The organism is Erythrobacter sp. CCH5-A1 (genome assembly GCF_001557115.1).
Lineage (GTDB): Bacteria > Pseudomonadota > Alphaproteobacteria > Sphingomonadales > Sphingomonadaceae > Erythrobacter.
In genome coordinates, this window is sequence record NZ_LSKQ01000030.1 from 1 (window position 1) to 17,093 (window position 17,093).

Annotated in this window: 20 protein-coding genes; 10 read left to right on the forward strand and 10 right to left on the reverse strand. The window is 67.5% G+C overall.

What is annotated here, in order from left to right; genetic code table 11:
• Together AX708_RS01645 and AX708_RS20195 are read left to right on the forward strand one after the other, a co-directional pair.
• The coding region (locus tag AX708_RS01645) for an asparaginase (RefSeq protein ID WP_067489384.1) at positions 1–909 on the forward strand (909 nt) is incomplete at its 5' end.
• Positions 910–1,005: 96 nt separating this feature from the next.
• Positions 1,006–1,395: a hypothetical protein gene (locus AX708_RS20195; protein ID WP_156443287.1), complete on the forward strand. Its 390-nt coding sequence runs from the start codon at positions 1,006–1,008 to the stop codon at positions 1,393–1,395.
• Positions 1,396–1,625: 230 nt separating this feature from the next.
• Here the strand turns inward: AX708_RS20195 and AX708_RS01650 are convergent, their stop codons facing one another.
• The 3 genes from AX708_RS01650 to fmt form a co-directional block, all read right to left on the reverse strand.
• The gene (locus tag AX708_RS01650; protein WP_066526259.1) at positions 1,626–2,735 is read right to left on the reverse strand and encodes a zinc-binding dehydrogenase; all 1,110 of its coding nucleotides are present in this window, start codon (positions 2,733–2,735) and stop codon (positions 1,626–1,628) included.
• A 151-nt stretch (positions 2,736–2,886) separates the two neighbouring features.
• Positions 2,887–3,627, reverse strand: coding sequence for a tRNA pseudouridine(38-40) synthase TruA (truA, locus tag AX708_RS01655; protein ID WP_066526262.1), 741 nt, complete (start codon positions 3,625–3,627; stop codon positions 2,887–2,889).
• Positions 3,628–3,740: 113 nt separating this feature from the next.
• A complete protein-coding gene (fmt, locus tag AX708_RS01660; RefSeq protein WP_066526267.1) occupies positions 3,741–4,646 on the reverse strand; it encodes a methionyl-tRNA formyltransferase in 906 nt (301 codons plus the stop codon).
• A 53-nt stretch (positions 4,647–4,699) separates the two neighbouring features.
• On the opposite strand from fmt, the gene recR reads away from it, so the two are divergent.
• The 6 genes from recR (at position 4,700) to AX708_RS01690 (ending at position 9,315) form a co-directional block, all read left to right on the forward strand.
• Positions 4,700–5,296, forward strand: a complete 597-nt coding sequence (gene recR / locus AX708_RS01665; protein ID WP_066526269.1) for a recombination mediator RecR — start codon at positions 4,700–4,702, stop codon at positions 5,294–5,296.
• A gap of 264 nt (positions 5,297–5,560) precedes the next feature.
• Positions 5,561–6,136, forward strand: coding sequence for a peptide deformylase (locus AX708_RS01670; RefSeq protein ID WP_066526270.1), 576 nt, complete (start codon positions 5,561–5,563; stop codon positions 6,134–6,136).
• Positions 6,137–6,140: 4 nt separating this feature from the next.
• Complete coding sequence (locus AX708_RS01675; protein WP_066526271.1) at positions 6,141–6,491, forward strand: hypothetical protein; 351 nt, start codon at positions 6,141–6,143, stop codon at positions 6,489–6,491.
• Positions 6,492–6,567: 76 nt separating this feature from the next.
• Positions 6,568–8,043 (forward strand): DNA recombination protein RmuC, encoded by a 1,476-nt coding sequence (gene rmuC / locus AX708_RS01680; protein WP_066526276.1) that lies wholly within the window; start codon positions 6,568–6,570, stop codon positions 8,041–8,043.
• A 5-nt stretch (positions 8,044–8,048) separates the two neighbouring features.
• Positions 8,049–8,564, forward strand: coding sequence for a DUF3291 domain-containing protein (locus tag AX708_RS01685; RefSeq protein ID WP_066526285.1), 516 nt, complete (start codon positions 8,049–8,051; stop codon positions 8,562–8,564).
• A gap of 1 nt (position 8,565) precedes the next feature.
• Positions 8,566–9,315, forward strand: coding sequence for a hypothetical protein (locus AX708_RS01690; RefSeq protein WP_066526291.1), 750 nt, complete (start codon positions 8,566–8,568; stop codon positions 9,313–9,315).
• On the opposite strand, the gene AX708_RS01695 is transcribed toward AX708_RS01690, so the two are convergent.
• The 7 genes from AX708_RS01695 to AX708_RS01725 form a co-directional block, all read right to left on the reverse strand.
• Positions 9,312–10,109, reverse strand: a complete 798-nt coding sequence (locus AX708_RS01695; protein ID WP_066526294.1) for an RNA methyltransferase — start codon at positions 10,107–10,109, stop codon at positions 9,312–9,314. The genes AX708_RS01690 and AX708_RS01695 overlap by 4 nt on opposite strands.
• 33 nt (positions 10,110–10,142) lie before the next feature.
• Positions 10,143–10,421, reverse strand: a complete 279-nt coding sequence (locus tag AX708_RS01700) for an HPr family phosphocarrier protein (RefSeq protein ID WP_066526297.1) — start codon at positions 10,419–10,421, stop codon at positions 10,143–10,145.
• Positions 10,422–10,432: 11 nt separating this feature from the next.
• Positions 10,433–10,861, reverse strand: coding sequence for a PTS sugar transporter subunit IIA (locus AX708_RS01705; protein WP_066526303.1), 429 nt, complete (start codon positions 10,859–10,861; stop codon positions 10,433–10,435).
• Between the two features lie 105 nt (positions 10,862–10,966).
• Positions 10,967–11,896 carry an RNase adapter RapZ gene (gene rapZ / locus AX708_RS01710; protein ID WP_066526306.1) on the reverse strand — a complete coding sequence of 310 codons (930 nt, stop codon included), beginning with the start codon at positions 11,894–11,896 and terminating at the stop codon, positions 10,967–10,969.
• Positions 11,893–12,369: an HPr kinase/phosphorylase gene (locus AX708_RS01715; RefSeq protein ID WP_066526308.1), complete on the reverse strand. Its 477-nt coding sequence runs from the start codon at positions 12,367–12,369 to the stop codon at positions 11,893–11,895. The genes rapZ and AX708_RS01715 overlap by 4 nt, the downstream gene beginning before the upstream one ends.
• Positions 12,366–13,940, reverse strand: a complete 1,575-nt coding sequence (locus tag AX708_RS01720) for an ATP-binding protein (protein ID WP_066526316.1) — start codon at positions 13,938–13,940, stop codon at positions 12,366–12,368. The genes AX708_RS01715 and AX708_RS01720 overlap by 4 nt, the downstream gene beginning before the upstream one ends.
• Positions 13,933–14,712, reverse strand: a complete 780-nt coding sequence (locus tag AX708_RS01725) for a response regulator transcription factor (RefSeq protein ID WP_082745430.1) — start codon at positions 14,710–14,712, stop codon at positions 13,933–13,935. The genes AX708_RS01720 and AX708_RS01725 overlap by 8 nt, the downstream gene beginning before the upstream one ends.
• A gap of 330 nt (positions 14,713–15,042) precedes the next feature.
• On the opposite strand from AX708_RS01725, the gene AX708_RS01730 reads away from it, so the two are divergent.
• Positions 15,043–16,662 (forward strand): phosphoenolpyruvate carboxykinase, encoded by a 1,620-nt coding sequence (locus AX708_RS01730; protein ID WP_066526317.1) that lies wholly within the window; start codon positions 15,043–15,045, stop codon positions 16,660–16,662.
• Positions 16,663–16,783: 121 nt separating this feature from the next.
• Complete coding sequence (locus AX708_RS01735; RefSeq protein ID WP_067489387.1) at positions 16,784–17,089, forward strand: hypothetical protein; 306 nt, start codon at positions 16,784–16,786, stop codon at positions 17,087–17,089.
• The last annotated feature ends 4 nt before the right edge of the window (positions 17,090–17,093 follow it).

Here is a 17,093-nt window from a genome sequence, read left to right on the forward strand (position 1 = left end):
GGGTATCGCCCCGGCGGGCTGTCGCTGGAGGTGCTGGTGGGGCATCTCGCGGCGCTCGGTCTGGAAGCGGAGTTGCGCCCGCAGGAGATCGCGCGGATTGGCTCGCAGGACATCGGTTTCGCCGAGTGGCAGGCGCTCCACGCGGCCTGTGCGAGCGCGATGGACGATCCCGCCGTCGACGCGGTGATCATCACCCACGGCACCGATACGGCCGAGGAGACCGGCTTCCTGCTCGACCTGACGCTGCCCACGAAGAAGCCCGTGATCCTCGTCGGCGCGATGCGTCCCGCTGATGCCGTCGGCGCGGACGGGATGCGGAATTTTGCCAATGCGGTGAAGGTCGCGAGCGACCCCGCGGCGGCGGGGCGGGGGGTGATGCTGGTGATGGGCGACGCGGTGCTCGCCGTGCGCGACGCCCGCAAATCCGCGACCAGCGCCATCGACGCCTTCCGCACCTTCCCGAGGGGGCCGCTCGCCCGCGTCACCCCTTCGAGCCTCGACTGGTTCGGCCCCGCGCACCGCTTGGGCGAGAGCGCGCGCTATCCCTTCCCGGCAGAGCTGCCGCGCGTCGCGATCCTCACCGCGGGGGCGGGGATGGACGAGAGGCCGGTCGAAGCGCTGCTCGGCATCGGCGCGAGGGGGATCGTGCTGGCGGGGATGGGGCAGGGCAATGCGCCGAAGGTGGTGCTGGAGGCCCTCGCCCGCGCGGCGGCTTCGGGCGTGCCGGTGGTCCGCGCCTCGCGGGTCGACGAGGGGCTGGTCGACCGCAATGTCGAGGTGGAGGACGACGCCCTCGGGCTGGTCGCCGCGCGGGCGCTCGGCCCGGCCAAGGCGCGGGTGCTGCTGATGGTGCTGGTGGCGAACGGGGTGACGGATGCCGCGGCGGTGCAGGCAGCGTTTGACGGGTGAGAGACTGAGGGCGGCTTTCGTCTTTTTTCTGCAACGAGCGGCAATTCGGCTATCGACCCCATTGCTGCCGTTCCAGGGCACGGCTACTTTGCGCCTGTGATCCGCACTTTGCCCCTACTGGTTCTGTCCCTTGCCTTGGGAGCCTGTGATGACGCTTGCACCGATGAAGTCATAACCCGCCTTGCTTCGCCAGATGGGAGGCGCGAAGCGGTGATGTTTCAACGCGACTGCGGCGCGACCAGCGGATACTCGACGCAAATCTCGGTCGTGGAAGTCGGACAAGCGCCGGAAGGTGGAGGCAATACGTTCCGAGCGGATGACAATCATGGAGCCGCAAAAGTCGGAGATTGGGGCGGCTCATGGGCCGAAATCAAGTGGCTTGCTTCAGACCGCCTACTCGTCCGGTATGCCGATAAGTCCCGGATCTTTGAACAGGACGATACGGTTGCTGGCGTATCGATCAGCTACGAAACCGTCGCGATGTAAGTGGCAACTTCCCACCCACTTCCCGCCATTCGCGCGTCGCAATTTGATCGCCGAAAGCGGCCATTCGGTTTCTTGCACTGAACGCCTCTTATCCCGTCACCCCGTGCTTGACACGGGGCTTGGCTGCCTTTGCTTCTGACTCCGAGGAAGAAAAGCCCAGCCCCGTGTCAAGCACGGGGTGACGATGGAGGGGAGGGCTAATCCTTTCCCTCACCCCTCGAAGCCCCCCCTCACCCCCAGGGCGTGACGAGATATTTTTCGCCGGTCTTCATCTGGCGGTAGTCGGTGATTGCGGGCTTTTCGAGCATCCCTTCCAGCGTCACCTTGGCCTTGTAATGCGAGGCGAAGGTGGTGGTGAGGCCTGCCTGCACGCGGCTGCGCATCCGCACCACGGTTTCCATCCCCGCGCGGGCGAGGAAGGGGGTCAGCAGCCAGCCGGCGATGCTCCACTGGAGGCCGTAGGACGGCGTCAGCACCGTCGGCGACAGGTCGAGCCGCCCGTAGATGTACATCTTTTTCTGCTGGTTCGAACCATAGCGCGAGAACTCGCTCATCTGGCTCACCGCGATCTGCTCCATCGCCTTCAAGACGCCATCGCTCGCCTGCCCGCCGCCAATCGGATCGAAGCCGAGGAAGGCGCCGGTCTCGGCGATCGCGGCGCGCAGGTCGGCCATGTAGGTGGGGGCGGAGCTGTCGACCACATGGGTCGCGCCCTGTTCCTTCAGCATGGCGACGTGCTCGGGCTTGCGGACGATGTTGACCAGCTTCATCCCGTCCTCGATGCAGATGCGGTTGAGCATCTGGCCGAGGTTGGAAGCCGCCGCGAGGTGGACGATGGCCGAGTGGCCCTCCATCTTGGCGGTCTCGACGAAGCCCAGCGCGGTCATCGGGTTGACGAAGCTCGAGGCGCCGACTTCGGAGGAGTGCTCGCCCAGGGGCAGGCACATCATGGCGTCGGCGATGGCATACTGGCTGAAGGCATGGCCCGGCACGCAGGCGACGCGCTGGCCGATCAGGGCCTGCGCCATCTCGCTCTCGCCCGCCGCGATCACGGTGCCCGCGCCCTCGTTGCCCGCCGGGAGCCGCTGCCCGTGGCGCGCCTTGTTGCCGGTGAGGAAGGGCTCGGGCATGGTGGCGACGACCTTGCCGGGGGCGTATTCGGCGGTCTCGAAATCGGCCGCGCTGGTGAGGATTGCGAGATCGCTCGGGTTGATCGGCGCGGCTTCCATCTTGACCAGCACCTGATTGCCAGTGGGCGCAGGGAACTGGCTTTCGACGACTTCGAGCGTCAGCTTGCCGTCGGCGGTGAGGGTGGTGAAGAGCTGCTTTCCGGTGGTCATGGCGATCGTCTCCCTTGGTTGCTGGCGGGCCTAGGGTTTCTGGTTGCGCTTCGCAACCGTTGGCGAGGACCCACCCCGCTGCGACTAGGCCGCTGCGCGACCAAGTCTCGCTCCCCTCCCGCTTGCGGGAGGGGCCGGGGGTGGGCCTGTTTCAGGGATAGGTCGCCTCGACGAAGTAGAGCCCGTGCGGCGGGGCGTTGAGGCCCAGCGCCCCGCGATCCCGCGCCGCCAGCGCCTCGGCGATGCGGCTTTCGGGCCAGGTGCCCGCGCCGACCAGCTTGAGGCAGCCGACCATCGAGCGCACCTGATGGTGGAGGAAGCTGCGCGCGGCGGCGTGGATGTGGATTTCCTCGCCGACTCGTTCGACCCGCAGCTCGTCCAGCGACTTCACCGGATCGGCCGCCTGGCAATGGACCGAGCGGAAGGTGGTGAAGTCATGCCGGCCCACCAGCGCTTGCGCCGCGCGGTGCATCGCGTCTGCATCGAGTGGCTGGGGCACATGCCACGCCTTGTCCCTCAGCAAGGTGAGCGGCGCGCGGCGGTTGGCGATCCTGTAGAGGTAGCGCCGCCCGGTGCAGGAAAAGCGCGCGTGCCAGTCGTCGGGCACCACCTCGCAATGGGTGACCGCGACCGGATCGGGGCGAAGCTGGGCGTTCACCGCCGCCATCAGCCGGAACGGGTCGAAGGGTTTTTCCACGTCGACATGAGAGCGCATCGCCATCGCGTGCACCCCCGCATCGGTGCGCCCCGCGGAGTGCATGACGACGCTCTCGCCCGTGATCCGCCCGAGCGCATCCTCGACCGCTTGCTGCACGCTCGGCCCGTGGCTCTGGCGTTGCAGGCCAAAGAAGGGCGTGCCGTCGAATTCGAGAGTGAGGGCGAAGCGGGTCATTGCATCACCTCGTCATTGCGAGGAGCCGGAGGCGACGAAGCAATCCATGAACTGCCCTCGCCACCAGATGCGACGGTCGTCCATGGATGGCTTCGCTGCGCTCGCCAGGACGATCATTGGAGCACCGTCCCCGCAGCCACTGCCCGCCCGCGCAGAAACTCCTCGCGTTCGAGCACCGGCTTGCCCGCGCGCTGAAGCCGCAAGGGCCGGATCGCGGCCTTTCCGCAGGCGATGGTGAGTTCGTCGTCCAGCACCATTCCGAGAGCGCCCGCCCCCTCGACCACCTCGGCGAGCAGCAGCTTCACCCGCTCCCCCTCCAGCTCGAACCAGGCACCCGGAAAGGGGGCGAGGCCGCGCACCAGCCGCTCGATCGCTGCGGCGTCCTGCGACCAGTCGATCTTGCCCTCCGCCTTGTCGATCTTGGGCGCATAGATCGCCGCGCCATCGTCCTGCGGCTCGGGCGGGAAGGCGGCGAGATTGGTCAGCACCTCCACCATCGCCGCCGCGCCCACCGCGCCAAGCTCGCCAAACAGCTCGCCCGTCGTCTTGCGCCCGACCGGCACCGTCACCTTGTGGAGCATCGGCCCGGTATCGAGCCCCGCTTCCATCTGCATGATGGTGACGCCCGTCTCGGCGTCGCCCGCCATCACCGCGCGGTGGATCGGCGCCGCCCCGCGCCAGCGCGGCAGCAGCGAGGCGTGGATGTTGAGGCAGCCGTGCTTCGGCGCGTCGAGCACCGGCTTCGGCAGGATCAGGCCATAGGCCGCGACCACTGCCACATCTGCGCTCAATGCCGCGAATTCCGCCTGGGCCTCCGCCCCCCGCAGCGAGACGGGCGAGCGAACCGGAGCCCCCAGCCGCTCCGCCTCGACCTGGACCGGGGAGGGCATCAGCTTCTTCCCCCGTCCCGCCGGGCGCGGGGGCTGGGTGTAGACGCACACCACCTCATGCCCCGCCTCATGCAGCGCACGCAGGGCCGGAACCGCGAATTCCGGCGTTCCCATGAAGATGATGCGCATAAGCTTTGCGGGGCACCTTTGTGAAGCGAAGCGCAGCCCCTATCTGGGACCCCATGGCATCGCAAGAGATCGAGGCACTGAGCGCCGCGCTCGCCCGCCTGCCGGGGCTCGGCCCCCGCAGCGCGCGGCGGGCGGTGTTGTGGCTGGTCAAGCACCGTGAGTCTGCGCTGCCCGCCCTGCTCGAGGCGCTCGCGGGCGTCGCCGAGACGCTGGTCGAGTGCGGCATCTGCGGCAATGTCGACACCCGCGACCCCTGCGCCATCTGCGCCGACCCGCGCCGCGATGCGCGCGCGCTGTGCGTGGTGGAGGAGGTCTCCGACGTCTGGGCGCTGGACCGCGCACGGCTGTTCCCCGGCCGCTATCACGTGCTCGGCGGCAGGCTCTCCGCATTGGACGGCATCGGGCCGGAGGACTTGGGCATCGCCAGCCTGCTCGCCCGCGTGGCAGACGGCGGGATCGACGAGGTGGTGCTCGCGATGAACGCCACATTGGAAGGTCAGACCACCGCCCACTACCTCGCCGAAAGGCTCGAGGCCTTCCCGCTGCGCGTCACCCAGCTGGCCCATGGCCTCCCCGTGGGCGGCGAGCTCGATTATCTCGATGAGGGCACGCTGGCGCAGGCCTTGCGGGCGCGGCGGCCGGTGGGATGAACCGCACGCAACGCTTCTTCACATGGCTGCTAGGCCCCGGGGTCGAGCGCGAATCGCGCGAGTGGAAGTACGAATGCGGCCAGTGCTGACATGGCGAGAGCGTGTGGGACAAGGGCGGCATCCGCTACAAGGCGAGCGGCGAGAAGTCCTATGTCGGCCGATGCCCCGCCTGCGGCCACGTCGGCAAGCGTTGGCTGCGCCGATCACCCTGATCGCAGCGTTGCGCTTGCCGGAAAGCGGCGCGGCCCCTATCTTGCGCGCATTATGGCTATCCGCGAAATCCTCGAAGTGCCGGACCCCCGGCTCAAGACCATCTCGACCCCGGTCGAACCCCACGAGTTCGGCCCCGAGCTGAACAGCCTCGTCGAAGACATGTTCGAGACGATGTACGACGCCCCCGGCATTGGTCTGGCCGCGATCCAGGTCGGCGTGCCCAAGCGGGTGCTGGTGATCGACCTCCAGCCCGACGATCCCGACGCCGAGCCGGTCGAATGCACCAGCCACGGCGGCCACAAGCACACGCACCCCGCGACCAAAAAGGAACCGCGCGTCTTCATCAACCCCGTGATCCTCGACCCGGCCAAGGAGCTGTCGACCTATCAGGAAGGCTGCCTCTCGGTCCCCGAGATCTACGCCGACGTCGATCGCCCCGCGACCTGCACCGTCCGCTATCAGGATCTCGAGGGCAACACCCACGAGGAGCACCTCGAGGGCCTGCTGGCGACCTGCCTGCAGCACGAGATGGACCACCTGGAAGGCATCCTCTTCATCGACCACCTCAGCCGCCTGAAGCGCGCGATGGTGCTGAAGAAGCTCGAGAAGATCCGGCGGGCGGCGTAGCGCGATGACCGGCGCGTGGCTCGAATGGCTCGGCGCCGCTTCGCTTATGCTGCTGATCGTGGCGGTACTTTGGCTGGTTGGCGGATTTCTTGCAGACTCGCTTCGGACGAGCGAGGCGACTTCGCCAGACCCGCCCGCGACTCGAAAATCACTGATCAGAGGTGCCGTTGTCGAGGGCGCGATCCTGTTTTTTTGGGCCTATGTCTTGTCGGGCGAACTGCGCGATGCCGAGGGCAGGTCAATCTTCATCGGGCTATTGTCGTTCGGCATCGCAATGCAGACGTACCTGATCTTCCGCAAGTTGATCGAAGCCTTCAGGCTCGGCTCCGCGGGAATAGCGCCGCCCCAGGCTTGATCCGGGGCCCCGCTTTCTTGTTGGAAATTCCTGCGCAGCCCTAGCGTTCTCCATTCGTTCCGTGTAGGCTTGCCGCATGGACCCTGCGATTCTCTCGATCATTGCTCTGCTTGCCGGCGCTGCGCTCGGCTGGTTCTTCGCCTCGCGCCCGCTGGCGGATTTGCGCGCGCGGCTCGCGGCGACCGAGGCGGCGGGGGCCGAGGGGGAGGCGAAATTCGCCCGCGCCATTGCCGAACTGGGCGAGGCACGGATTGAGGTCGCCGGGCTGAAGGAGCGCGCCGCGCAGGCCGATGGCCTGCTCGCGCGGCTCGATAGCGTGCAGGCCGACCGTGCGGCGCTGGCCGAAAAGCTGGCGGCGCTGGAGAGCGCCGCGGCCGAACGCGAAAAAGCCTTTGCCGAACAGAAATCCGCGCTGCTCGCCGCGCAGGACTCGCTCAGGAAGGAGTTCGAGAACGCCGGCAGCCGGGTGCTCGAACAGGCGCAGAAGGCGTTCCTCGAACGGGCCGATGCGCGCTTTCAGGAAAGCGAGAAGACTAGTGCCGAGCGCCTCAAATCGCTGCTTGCCCCAGTGGACCAGCGGCTGCGCAGCTATGAAGAGCAAGTCCAGCTGCTCGAGAAGCAGCGGGTTGACGCATTCGGGCAGTTGCTTGGCCAGATCGATGCGTTGCGCGTGGGGCAGGAAGCGGTCCGGGTCGAGGCCCTGCGGCTCGGAAACTCGCTGCGCAACGCCCCGAAGGCGCGCGGGCGCTGGGGTGAGCAGCAATTGCAGAATGTGCTCGAACAGTGCGGACTGACCGAGCACACCGATTTCGTCACCGAGCATTCGATTGACACGGATGATGGTCGGCTGCGGCCGGACGCGATCGTGCGGATCCCCGGCAACAAGCAATTGGTTATCGACGCCAAGGTTTCCCTCAACGCCTATCAGGATGCCTTCGAGGCGGAGGACGAAGAAGCCCGCAAGGCCTATCTCGACGCGCATTCCGCCTCGATGCGCAACCACATCCAGACACTCGGAACGAAGAGCTACCAGTCGCAGTTCGACAACGCGCCGGATTACGTGATCATGTTCGTGCCGGGCGAGCATTTCATTGCCGCAGCGCTTGAGCACGATTCGACGCTCTGGGACTTCGCATTCAAGAACAAAGTACTTCTCGCGAGCCCGACGAACCTCGTCGCGATTGCGCGAACCATCGCCCAGGTTTGGCAACAAGAAGGGCTCGCGCGCGAGGCCCGCGAGATCGGCAAGCTCGCCGCGACCCTGTATGACAGTCTGGCTAAGACGCAGGACGACCTCATGAAGACTGGCGTGCACCTTGGTCGGGCCGTCAATTCGTTCAACGATTTCGCGCGCACTTATGAGGGCAACGTCATGAGCAGAGCGCGGCGGCTGACAGAAAAGCACATCCAGATCGGCAAGCGCGAAATCAGCGATGAGGTGCCCCTCGTCGAAGTTTCGCCCCGATTCTCGAAGGCCGATGCCGAGGATGTTGTAGCGCTCGAAGCGCCTGATATGGAAGGCGAAAGCGAAAAGCGCGACGCGGCGGAGTAGGGCGAATGGGTGACGGCGCACAGGGCTGGCAGCTGGCGCAGATCAACATCGGCAAGCTGATCGCGCCCGTGGGCGATCCCCGCGTGCAGCCCTTCTTCGACGCACTCGACAAGGTGAACGCCATCGCCGATGCCTCGCCCGGCTTTGTCTGGCGGCTGCAATCAGAGAGCGGCACCGCCACCGATATCGAAGTTGCCCCGGACCCGCTGCTGATCGTCAACATGTCGGTCTGGGAGGACGCGACAAGCCTGTTCGATTTCGTCTACCGATCGGCCCACACGCCGGAAATGGCGCGGCGGCGCGAATATTTTCACCGTTTCGAGAGCACCTATCAGGCCCTGTGGTGGGTGCCCGAAGGCCACCGCCCGAGCATCGACGAGGGCCTCTCGCGTCTGTGGATGCTCGACCGCTACGGCCCGACCCCGCAGGCCTTCACCTTCAAGGCGCGCTTTCCCCACTCGGGCGAGGGGACGCCGCCGGTCGACATGAAGCCCGATCCCTGGTGCATCGGCAACGCGTGAGGTGGCGATGAAGCCCGGCCTTGCAGCACCGGTGCTTGCCGCAATCGCCCTGCTGGCGGGTTGCGGTGCGGATCCGGCGTCCGAACCGGCGCCATCCCCCTTGGCGTCACCGGGCGGGGAGGGGGGCACTGCCACGGTACCGACACCTGAAGCCGCCGCCTCTGTCGTTCCGGTCCTCAATGCGAAGGGTTACCCCCCGCGCGACGATTGTTCCGCCCTGCCCGGCTGGACCGAGTTCCGCGCGAAGCTGCAAACCGCCGTCAAGCAGCGCGATGCCGATGCGCTGGCAGCGCTGAGCGATCCCGGGATCGAGCTCGATTACGGCGGCGGCGCGGGCGTTAGGGAATTGCGGCGGCGGCTCGATGACCAGGAATACAAGCTGTGGGACGAGATCGACGCGCTGCTCCCGCTCGGCTGCGGGTTCAAGGAAGGGAATGCCTTCCTTCCCTGGGTGTTCTGGAACGATCCGGACAACGCCGATCCCTACACGGCGATGCTGGTGCTGGGCAGCGCAGTTCCGGCCCGCACCAAGCCGGAGGCGTCGGCCCCGGTAATCGGGACGCTCGACTGGGCCTTTGTCGATTTCGCTGATGACGCCGATCCGGCTGCGAACTTCACCCGGGTGAAGCTGCCCGGCGGCGCCATTGGATATGTTGAGAGCCGCAAGCTGCGCAGCCTTATCGACTATCGCCTGATCGCGGAGCGCGGCAAGCAGGGCTGGCGGATCACCGCGCTGATCGCGGGCGATTAGTCGCCCAACGCCGCCAGCACTTCGTAAGCCAGCACCGCGCCCGCCACGGCGGCATTCAAGGAATCCGCGCGGCCCTTCATGGGCATGGTGACGCGCAGGTCGCAGGCCATCTCGTAGTCTTCGGGCAGCCCTTGCGATTCGTTGCCCACAAGAATGAAGCAAGGCGCGGCATAGGGCGCCCCGCGATAGGGCACGGCGTCGCGGAGCGAGGCGGCGACCAGCTGGCCCTCTCCCGCCCGCAGCCATCCGACAAAATCCTCCCACCGCGCCTGCGCCAGCCCCACGGTGAAGACCGCGCCCATGCTGGCGCGCACGGCTTCGGCGCTGAAGGGATCGGCGCAGTCGTCGATCAGGATCAGACCGCCTGCGCCGACCGCGTCGCAAGTGCGCAGCATCGTGCCGAGGTTGCCCGGATCGCGCAATGCCTGCGCGGCGAGCCAGATCGGCGCCGCATTGCGGTCGAGCGTCGCCAGCCCCGTGTCCCACTCGTCGAACACCCCTGCGACGGCTTGCGCGTTCTCCTTGCCAGTGATCTTGGAGAGGATGTCCGGTGTGGTCGCGATCACCTCGCCGCCTGCCGCCATGACGTCGGCCTCAAGCCGCGCCAGCAGCGGATGTTCGCGCCCTTCGGCCATCACCAGCGTTTGCGGCACGCGGCCCGAGGCGCGCGCGTCCTCGAGCAGGCGCAACCCCTCGACCAGGAACTGCCCTGCGCGCTTCCTGTGCTTCTTGTCGCGCAAGGAGCGCAGGTATTTGACCGTCGGATTGGAAAAGCCGGTGATGTGCTTGCGCATGGCGAGCCGCCTAGGCCAACGCGGGCGCTGGCACTAGTCCTCGCCGAAGCCGTCGGCGATCAGCGCGATCAGTTCGGCGAGCACCGCGTCGGCATTCTCACCTTCCACCGCCACTTCGACCGTATCGCCCTTGGCCGCGCCGAGCATCATCAGCCCGAGGATCGAGCCGCCCGCCGCGCTGTGCGGGGCTTTCGAAACCGTCACCTTGACCCCATCGGGCAGCGCGGCGACCGCGCCGACGAACTTCGCGCTCGCCCGGGCGTGCAGGCCCCGGCGGTTGACGATGGTGACGCTCTGCCGTGCTTCCCCCACGCGCTTCGTCCCTAGGCCTTGGCCCGCGCCGGGGGAGCGGCGTCCGCGCCCAGCAATTCGCTGGCGATGGTGATGTAGTTGCGCCCCGCCATCTGCGCGGCGTGGACCGCGGCGGTGACGTCCATCGCCTTGCGCGCGCCCGCCAGGCGGATCAGCATCGGCAGGTTGATTCCCGCGATCACCTCGACGTGCCCGGCATCGAGCAGCGAGATCGCGAGGTTCGACGGCGTGCCGCCGAACAGGTCTGTGAGGATGATGACGCCCTTGCCGGTGTCGACCTGCTGGATCGCGTCGGCGATGTCGGCGCGGCGCTGCTCCATATCGTCATTGGGGCCGATGCACACCGTTCGAATCGCGTCCTGCGGGCCGACGACGTGCTCCATCGCCTCGACGAATTGGTCCGCGAGGCGGCCGTGGGTTACCAGGATCAAGCCGATCATGTGCGAAAATGGGTCCGTTAACTGCCCGCCCGTGGCAGGGCCTTACGCGTTTCTACCTTAACCGGCAATGTGTGTTGCATTGCGGGGTCTGCTGCCGAGCAACCCCTATCGCCGGTCGCCTTCCAAGGCATCGGCTGCGCGCGAGCCCAGGTTGCGGTGCCGCACAGTGGGCGAAAATCCCGCGCCGCGCAAGGCCTCGGCCATGGTCTCGGCGGTATAGACCGAGCGATGTCTCCCGCCGGTACAGCCGAAGGCGATGTGGACATAGGGCTTGCCTTGCGCGGCATAGCGCGGGAGCAGCAGCAGGAGGAGGTCGCGGATGCGGGCGAAGGCCTCGGCAAAGGCGGGATCTTTCTCGATATGCGCGCCCACGGCGGCGTCCTGTCCGGTCTGCTCCTTCAGGCCCGGCACCCAGTGCGGATTGTCGAGGAAGCGCATGTCGAACACGAGGTCGGCGAGCGGGGGCATCCCGCGGGCAAAGCCGAAGCTCGAAATGGTGAGGGTGAGCGCAGCCTCGGCCTCGGACGGGGCGAAAAGCTCTCGCATCCGGGTCTGCAGGTCGTTGCTGCTCATCGCCGAGGTGTCGATCAGCACCTCGGCCCAGCGCCGCAATGGCTCGAGCAGTTCGCGCTCGGCGGCGATGCCTTCGAGGACCGGGCGGCCATCGGCCATCGGGTGGCGGCGGCGGGTCTCGTTGAAGCGGCGTTCGAGCTCGCCGCCCGCGCAGTCGAGGAACAGCGAAGTGAGCGCGAGGTCGGGGCGCGCGCTCAGGTCTTTCACCAGCGCGATGATGTCTGCGGGCACGAAGCCGCGGGTGCGCGAATCGAAGCCGATCGCGAGCGGGCCGCGGGTCTCGTCGGCCATTGTGACAAGGCGCTTGAGCATCCGCACGGGGAAGTTGTCGATGGTTTCCCAGCCAAGGTCTTCCAGAACGTCGAGCGCGGTCGATTTGCCCGCCCCGGCCAGCCCGGTGACCAGCAGCAGCTGGCGCTTGTCGGAGGCCTCGGGGGCGGTCGGATCTGCGGTGGCGGTCATCGCGTGCAGTCTGGCGTCTCGGCGCGGCAAAGGGAAGAGCCTGAGAACGCGAGGCCGTGCAGCCGCAGCGCCCAGAGCGCGCGCGCGGCGGGGACGATGGTGCCGGGATCGAAGGCAAGCACGGGAACCGCGATCCCGGCGATCACGCGCGTCGGCAGCGGGGTTTCGGGCAGGCGAGCGGGGGGCGGGCCGCCGAGGGCGAGGATCAGCGCGACCGGGGCGGGCGGAGCGAGTTCGAGGCGCACCAGACCCACGCCGCGCACCTCGATCAGTCCGGCGATATTGGGCGGGGGGCTGGCGATCAGCCGGTCGCCATCGGCTGCGATCGTCACCGCGTCATCGCCGATCAGCCCCGCATTTTGCTCGATCAGCGCCAGTGCGAGGCTCGATTTGCCGCTGCCCGGCGGGCCTTCGATCAGCAGCGCCCGGCCTTCGACCACGACCGCGCTCGCCTGATGGACCAGCGCGGTCATGGCGCGCCGGGCAGGGTCAGGCGCAGGCAGGCGCCGCTGGCGCCGTCGGAGCGGGCGTCGGCGATCAGCGAGCCGTCGTGCGCTTCGGCAATGGCGCGCCCGATCGCGAGGCCGAGGCCGGAGTGGTTGCCGAAGCTCTCGCCCTCGGGCCGGTCGGAATGGAAACGCCGGAACACCGCCTCGCGCGCTTCGGCGGGAATGCCGGGGCCCTCGTCGGTGACTTCGGTGACGACCATCCGCCCCGCCGGGCGCAGGGTGACGCGCACCGTGCCGCCCTCGGGCGAGAAGGACACCGCGTTGTCGATCAGGTTCTCGGCCACGCGTTCGAGCTGGGTCGGCACGCCCATCACCCGGAGGCGCGCGCCCGGCGGCACCCGCGCGTCGAGTTCGAGCCGGCGCCCGCCGTTCATCCCCCGGTTCTCGCGGCTGGCGATGAGGTTGGCGAAGAGTTCGGCGAGGTCGACACGTTCCAGCGTAGCGCGGCTGATCTCGGCATCGACCCGGCTGGCGGCGGAGATTTCGGTGACGAGGCGGTCGATCCGGCGCACATCGTGGGCGGCGATCTGGGTGAGTTCGGCGCGCAGTGCGGGGTCTTCGACGCGCGGCAGGGTGTCGATCGCATTGCGCAAGGAGGCGAGCGGGTTCTTGATCTCGTGCGCGACGTCGGCGGCGAAGCTGTCGACCGCGTCGATGCGGCCGCGCAGGGCGGCAGTCATGTCCGAGACCGCGCGGGCGAGGAGGCCGATCTCGTCGCTCCTCTGCGGCAGGCGCGGCACCTCGACCTCGCGGTCCCGCCCCTGTTTCACGCGCACGGCAGCGCGCGCGAGCAGGCGCAGCGGCGTGACGATGGTGCGCGCGAGGAACAGCGAGAGTGTGGCCGAGGCTGCCATAACCAGCAGCATCGCGAGGAACAGCGTGGTGCGCGCGGCGCGCACGCTTTCGGTGATGTCGACCGCGTTCCGCACCGTCAGCAGCGTTGCGCCCTGGAGTCCCACGGGGACAGCCGCGGTGATGACGGGGGTGCCGTCCTGCCAATCGTAGAGCCTGACCTGCGACAGCCCCAATTCGCGCGCGCGGGCGAGTTCGGGCCAGGCATTGGCCTGCTGCGCGTCGGGCTCGACATAGTCCTGCACCGGCTCGGCCGAAACGATGGTGTCGACCGTGCGGTCGAGCCAGACCGAGAAGCGCTGCTCCCAGTCGTCGTCCGAGGTGTCGTTGAAGCGGAAGGCGGGTTCGGCGAGCGCGAAGCTGTCGGCGGTGAGCTGGCCCTTGGCATCGAAGGTGCGCAGCCGCATGCGCTGCTCCTTGCCGATCTGCACCAGCAGCGCCTCCTGCCGCTCGCGGCTCGCGCCTGCCAGCGCCTCGGCGGTGATCTGCGCCTCGATCCGGGCGAGCTTGAAGCGCTCGTTGATGAGCTGGGTGCGGTAGCTGTCGAGATAGAACAGCCCGCCGCCCAGGATCAGCAGGGGGAGGATGTTCACCGCCAGAATCCGCCCCGTCAGCGCAAAGCGGCCGGTGGCGCTCAGCTGCTCGCTGCCTCCGTTGCCGGAGGAGCCCTTGCGGTCAGCCATCGGTGAAGCTGTAGCCAGCGCCGTAGAGCGTATCGATTGCATCGAAGCCCTGATCGACGAGCTTGAACTTGCGGCGCATCCGCTTGATGTGGCTGTCGACCGTGCGGTCGTCGACGAAGACGTCGTCGGGGTAGGCCGCGTCCATCAGCTGGTTGCGGCTCTTGATCACCCCGGGGCGGATCGCGAGCGCCTCGAGGATCAGAAATTCGGTCACGGTGAGGCTGACCGCCTGCCCGTCCCACGTTACCTGATGGCGCGCCGGGTCCATGAACAGCCGCCCGCGGGTGAGCGTGGCGGGCGCGGGATCGGGCGAGGCAGCCGGCGCGGTGTCGGTGCCCGGCGGCTCGGCCCTGCGCAGGATCGCGCGGATGCGGGCGATCAGCAGGCGCAGGGAGAAGGGCTTGGCGATGTAATCGTCCGCCCCCAGTTCGAGCCCCGCCTCCTCGTCGCTCTCGTCATCCTTGCTGGTGAGGAAGATGACAGGGAGAGCGGAATTCTCGCGCAGCCGGCGCAGCAGCTCCATCCCGTCCATCTTGGGCATCTTGATGTCGAAGACGGCCAAGTCGGGCGGATTGTCGAGCAGCGCCTTCAGCGCGGTCTCGCCGTCGGTGTAGAGCCGGGTCGCAAAGCCTTCGGCCTGCAATGCGATCGAGACCGTGGTGAGGATGTTGCGGTCATCGTCGACCAGCGCGATCTGAAGCTTGCGCGCTTCGCCGCCCGCCTGTTCGGGCGGCAGGCCGGCAGCATCGGCGGCGTCCCTGTCCCTCGCCATTATCCGTGGATATCCCGCGCGTTCATGACCCATGGGTAGCGCCATCGCGGCGAGGCTGCAACGCCTCTGCCGCCGGTCGCGAAAGCCGCGCTTTGGCGCTTGTCACAATTGCTATGCCGCACCCGGTTTGACGCTCGCGCCCTGCCGATTTATGGCGCTGGTCAGGGATCGGACAAGTTGGTGCAGCGGCGCTACGCCCGATGTTGCATACGTATGCGCAAGTGCTACGGGGTGTGACACGGCGCGCGGGGATTCGCTGGCGGCAACCGGCCGGGCCCCTTCGCCAATGCATGATCCCGCCCCAAGGCTAACACGCCCAGGAGACGTAAGTTGACCCCGCTCGCAACCCCGCTGGCCGCCCAGAACCTCGCCACCCGTGCGGTGATCCATCCCAACCTCGGCACCTCGGCGCTGGTCGAGCATGCGCTGAAGAAGGGCGAGGGGCAGCTGACCAAACACGGCGCGCTACTGGTCGATACCGGCCGCTTCACCGGCCGCAGCGTCAAGGACAAGTACATCGTCCGCGACGCCGGGACCCAGAACACGATCAACTGGGGCCCGATCAACCAGCCGATGAGCGAGGAACACTTCGCCGCGCTGAAGGCCGATTTCCTCAAGGAACTCGAAGGGCAGGACGAGCTGTATGTGGCCGACCTGTTCGGCGGCTCGCAGCCCGAATACCGGGTGAACGTGCGCGTCATCAACCAGCTGGCCTGGCACAACCTGTTCATCCGCACCTTGCTGGTGCGCCCGACGGCAGAAGAGCTGGCGGAATTCGTCCCCGAATACACGATCATCAACCTGCCGAGCTTCAAGGCCGATCCCGAGCGCCACGGCTGCCGCAGCGATACGGTGATCGCGGTGAGCTTCACCGAGAAGCTGATCCTGATCGGCAACACCGAATATTCGGGCGAGATGAAGAAGGGCGTGTTCGGCCTGCTCAACTACCTCCTGCCCGCGCAGGGCGTGATGCCGATGCACTGCTCGGCCAATATCGGCGCGGACGGGAAGAGCGCGATCTTCTTCGGCCTCTCGGGCACCGGCAAGACGACCCTGTCGGCTGACGCCAGCCGCACCCTGATCGGCGATGACGAGCACGGCTGGTCGGACACCGCGGTCTTCAACTTCGAAGGCGGCTGCTACGCCAAGATGATCAACCTCTCGGCCGAAGGGGAGCCCGAGATCTACGCCACGACGAAGATGTTCGGCACGATCCTCGAGAACGTGACGATGGACCCGGCGACGCGCGAACTGGATTTCACCGACGGCAGCAAGACCGAGAACACCCGCGGCGCCTATCCCATCGAGTTCATCCCGAACACATCCGAGAAGAATCTCGGCCCGGCGCCGTCGAACGTAATCATGCTCACCGCCGATGCCTTCGGCGTGCTCCCCCCGATCGCGCGGCTGACCGCCGACCAGGCGATGTATTACTTCCTCAGCGGCTACACTGCCAAGGTCGCCGGGACCGAGATCGGCGTGACCGAGCCCGAGGCGACCTTCAGCACCTGCTTCGGCGCCGCCTTCATGCCGCGCCACCCGAGCGTCTACGGCAACCTCCTCAAGGAGCGCATCGCCAAGGGCAACGTCCAGTGCTGGCTGGTCAACACCGGCTGGACCGGCGGCAAGTACGGCACCGGCCACCGCATGCCGATCAAGGCGACCCGCGCGCTCTTGAACGCGGTGCTCGACGGCAAGATGGATGAGGTCGAGTTCCGGCGCGATCCCAATTTCGGCTTCGAAGTGCCGGTCCACGTGCCTGTGCTGGCCGAAGCCGGGATCGACCAGACGATCCTCGACCCGCGCAGCACCTGGGCCGACGGGGCCGAATATGACGCGACCGCAAGGAAGCTGGTGCAGCTGTTCATCGACAACTTCGCCCAGTTCGAAGCCCATGTCGACGAAGGCGTGCGCCAGGCCGCGCCCGCGCGGAGCACTGTCGCCGCTTGAGCCGTTCACGAGTTGGAGAGGGGGGCCCCGCCCGGCGCAAGACCGGTAGCGGGGCCTTTTACTTTGAAATGCCGCACACCTGCGCCACACTCGGCCCGACTCGCATAGTAGGAGGGACCCCATGAGCATTCTCGACGGCATTCTGAAGAACATCGGCAGCGCACCGGACGATGTGGTGAACCTCGCCGCCAAGATCGGGATCGACCCCGCGATGGCCGAACAGGCGATCGCCGCGCTCGGCAAGACCCATCAACTCGATGGCGACACCGTCACGCTGGCGGCCGAGAAGACCGGCCTTTCGCCCGACATCCTCAACCAGGTCGTCGCCGCGATCGGGGGCGAGGGCTCGCTCACCCACTTCGCCTCGATGCTAGACATGGACAAGGACGGCAACCCGCTCGACGACCTGTCTCTTATACACATCTGACGCT